Here is a 3,676-nt window from a genome sequence, read left to right on the forward strand (position 1 = left end):
CAGGTGCAGGGCGCAGCCCTGCCGAGCAATACCCCCCTCGTGCACAATGAAGCCGACCCCGCCTGGACGCCGTCTCGATGTCGAGCAAGCCGTATTCAGAAGCCTGCGAACGCAACCGCGAACCGATCGCCGCTGCGCTCGACCCGTGGATGGGAGATCGCCACCGGGTGCTGGAGATCGGTAGCGGCACCGGCCAGCATGCTGCCTTCTTCGCCGAGCGCTGGCCATGGCTGCGCTGGCAGCCCAGCGACCATCCGGATCATCTGCCCGGCATCGAGGCCTGGCGCGCGGAGGCGGCGCTGCTGAACCTGCTGCCGCCGGTGGCGCTGCAGGTGGAACTGCCGCCAGCGCCCGGCCTGAGCTTGCCGGAAGGCAGCACGTTCGACGCTGCCTTCAGTGCCAATACCCTGCACATCATGAGCTGGGAGCATGTGCAGGCGTTGTTTGCCGCACTTCCCCCCCTGCTGCGCCACGGCGCGCTGCTGGCGGTGTACGGACCGTTCAACTACGGCGGTCGCTACACCAGCGACAGCAATGCGCAGTTCGATGCGTGGCTGAAGGCGCGTGATCCGCGCAGCGGCATCCGCGATAGCGAAGCGGTGCAGGCGCTGGCCGCCGACAACGGCTTTACYCGCCTGGGGGATGCGGCGATGCCGTCCAACAACCGCCTGCTGCTGTGGCGGTTGGGGTGAATCACCGGTAGTGCCGGCCGCGGGCCGGCAACACATTGTCCGGGAAGGGCAGATGCCGGCCAACGGCCGGCACTACCACCTGCCACTATTACGCCACCTGCACGATATGCAGCGCCTTCGGGTTGCGCCACTGCGCCAGCAGCACTGCTTCGCGGGCCTTGGCCTTCTCGAAGTGCGCTTCCTTGACGTGGCCGAAGCCGCGGATGTGCTCGGGCACGCTGGCAATCTCCACCGCCAGCGCCAGGCGGTCGTCATCCAGTCCGTCGATCAGCTGCTGCACCGTCGCCTCGTAATCGGTGATCAGCTGGCGCTCCATGCGACGCTCTTCGGTGCGGCCGAACACATCCAGGCGACCACCGCGCAGGAACTTCAGCTTCGCCAGCAGGCCGAACGCCTTGAACATCCACGGGCCGTATTCCTTCTTCTGCAGCCGGCCCTGTTCGTCCTTCCTGGCGAACAGCGGCGGTGCCAGATGGAAGCGCAGCTGGTAATCGCCTTCGAACTGCTGCTGCAGGCGCCGCTGGAAGTCGCCGCTGGTGTACAGGCGCGCCACTTCGTACTCGTCCTTGTACGCCATCAGCTTGAACAGGTAGCGGGCCACGGTTTCGGTCAACGCGGTGGAGCCGCCGATGCGCTCGGCTTCGGCCGCGCGTACGCGCTCGATCAGGCTGCGGTAGCGGTTGGCGTAGGCCGCATCCTGGTAGTCGGTCAGGAAGGCCGAGCGGCGCTCGATCATCTCGTCCAGCGAGCGCGACAGGCGCGCATCGTCCAGCGGCAGGAAGGCGACATCGCCACCGTGCGTCGRCAGCCCGCGCAGCTCGCGCTCGTCACCAGTGTTGCGCGGTGCGGCGGTAGCGCCCCATTCGTTGCCTTCCCATTCGCCCGGCGGCAGCGCCTGCAGCGGGCCCGGCGTGTTCTCGGTGTCGGTGTGGCGGTTGCGCACCAGGCCGGCGGCCTGCTGCACGGCCTGCGGATCGACCGCGGCCAGGCGGCCCCAGGCGAAGGCCTGCTGGTTCATCGCCACGGCCGCGCCGTTGAGTTCGATGGCGCGCATCAGCGACTCGAACGACAGCGGCACCAGGCCCTGCTGCCAGGCGTAGCCGAGGATGAACAGGTTGGCGGCGATCGCATCGCCGAGCAGCGCGGTGGCCAGCTGGGTTGCGTCCAGCAGCAGCGGCTCCTCGCCACCCAGGGCCACGCGCACGCCGGCGATGATGTCGGCGGCGGGGAACTGCATGTCCGGGCGGGTGGTGAAGGTGCCCGGCATCGCTTCGTAGGTATTGAGCACCATCTGCGAACGGCCGGCGCGTACCTTCGACAGTGCCCAGTAGTCGTTGACCACCACCATGTCGCAGCCCAGCACCAGATCGGCTTCACCAGCGGCGATGCGCACCGCATGGATGTCGTCCGGGCGGCGGGCGATGCGGATGTGCGTGGTCACTGCGCCACCCTTCTGCGCCAGGCCGGTCTGGTCGAGCACCGAGGCGCCCTTGCCTTCAAGGTGACCGGCCATGCCCAGCAGGGCGCCGATGGTCACCACGCCGGTACCGCCAACGCCGGTGATCAGGATGTTCCAGGGTTGCTCCAGGGTGCCGCGCACCACCGGTGCCGGCAGGTTGTCCAGCAGCGTGGAGGCATCGCGCTTGCTGCCCTTGCGCGGTTGCCCACCGTGCACGGTGACGAAGCTCGGGCAGAAGCCGTTGACGCAGGAATAGTCCTTGTTGCAGTTGGACTGGTCGATGTCGCGCTTGCGACCGAACTCGGTCTCCTTCGGCAGCACCGACACGCAGAAACTCTTCTTGCCGCAGTCGCCGCAGCCTTCGCAGACCAGCGAATTGATCATCACCCGCTTGGCCGGGTCTTCCAGCTTGCCGCGCTTGCGGCGGCGGCGCTTCTCGGTGGCGCASGTCTGTTCGTAGATCAGGATCGAAACACCCTTCACTTCGCGCAGGCGCTTCTGCACCGCATCCAGCTCGCTGCGGTCGTGGAACTCCACGTCGCTGGGGAAATGCTCGCGCTGGCGCGTCCACTTGGCGATGTTGTCCGACAACACCATGATGGTGTGGATGCCCTCGGCCCGCATCTGCTTTGCGATGTCCGGCACGCTCAACGGGCCGTCCACCGGCTGCCCGCCGGTCATCGCCACCGCGTCGTTGTAGAGGATCTTGTAGGTGATGTTGACGCCGGCGGCGATCGCCTGGCGGATGGCCAGCGAACCGCTATGGAAATAGGTGCCGTCGCCCAGGTTCTGGAACACATGCTGGGTGTCGGTGAACGCGGCCTGCCCGGCCCACGTCACGCCTTCGCCACCCATGTGGGTGAAGGTGTCGGTGCTGCGGTCCATCCAGGTCACCATGTAATGGCAACCGATGCCGGCCAGCGCACGCGAGCCGTCCGGCACGGTGGTGGAGGTGTTGTGCGGGCAGCCGGAGCAGTAGTGCGGCACGCGCGGGAAGCTGGCGCGCGGCAACGCAAGCTCGGCTTCCTTCTCCTGCATCCACTGCAGGCGCTGCTCGATGGATTCGTTGTTGAAGAACTTCTGGATGCGGCGACCGATCACGCCGGCGATGGTGGCCGGGGTCAGTTCGCCGGTGGACGGCAGGATCCACTCGCCGGCCTCGTCGTACTTGCCGACGATGGACGGGCGCTGGCCCCAGCTGGCTGGCCAGTTGAAGAACTGCTCCTTCATCTGGCGCTCGATGAAGGCACGCTTCTCCTCCACCACGATGATGTCTTCCAGGCCCTGCGCAAAGCGCGCGATGCCTTCCGGTTCCAGCGGCCAGGTCATGCCGACCTTGTACACGCGGATGCCGATGTCGGCGCAGGCCTGCTCGTCCAGGCCCAGGTATTCCAGGGCCTGCAGCACGTCCAGGTAGCTCTTGCCGGTGGTGACGATGCCCAGCCGCGCACGCGGCGCGTCCATCACCACCTTGTCGATGCCGTTGGCACGCGCGAAGGCCTGCGCGGCTTTCACCGCATAGCGG

The 3,676-nt window shown here is 67.2% G+C and carries 2 protein-coding genes; one reads left to right on the top strand and one right to left on the bottom strand.

All coding sequences use genetic code 11. The features are described from left to right. Positions 1 to 77: 77 nt before the first annotated feature. Complete coding sequence (locus tag AC1VAN_RS14945; RefSeq protein WP_442251607.1) at positions 78 to 692, top strand: DUF938 domain-containing protein; 615 nt, start codon at positions 78 to 80, stop codon at positions 690 to 692. 88 nt (positions 693 to 780) lie between these two features. Here AC1VAN_RS14945 and AC1VAN_RS14950 read toward each other — a convergent pair. Next, positions 781 to 3,676, bottom strand: a 2,896-nt coding sequence (locus AC1VAN_RS14950; RefSeq protein WP_480986094.1) for an indolepyruvate ferredoxin oxidoreductase family protein, incomplete at its 5' end; no start/stop codon positions are given.

The sequence above is a fragment of the Stenotrophomonas sp. 05L44_2 genome, assembly GCF_056665995.1.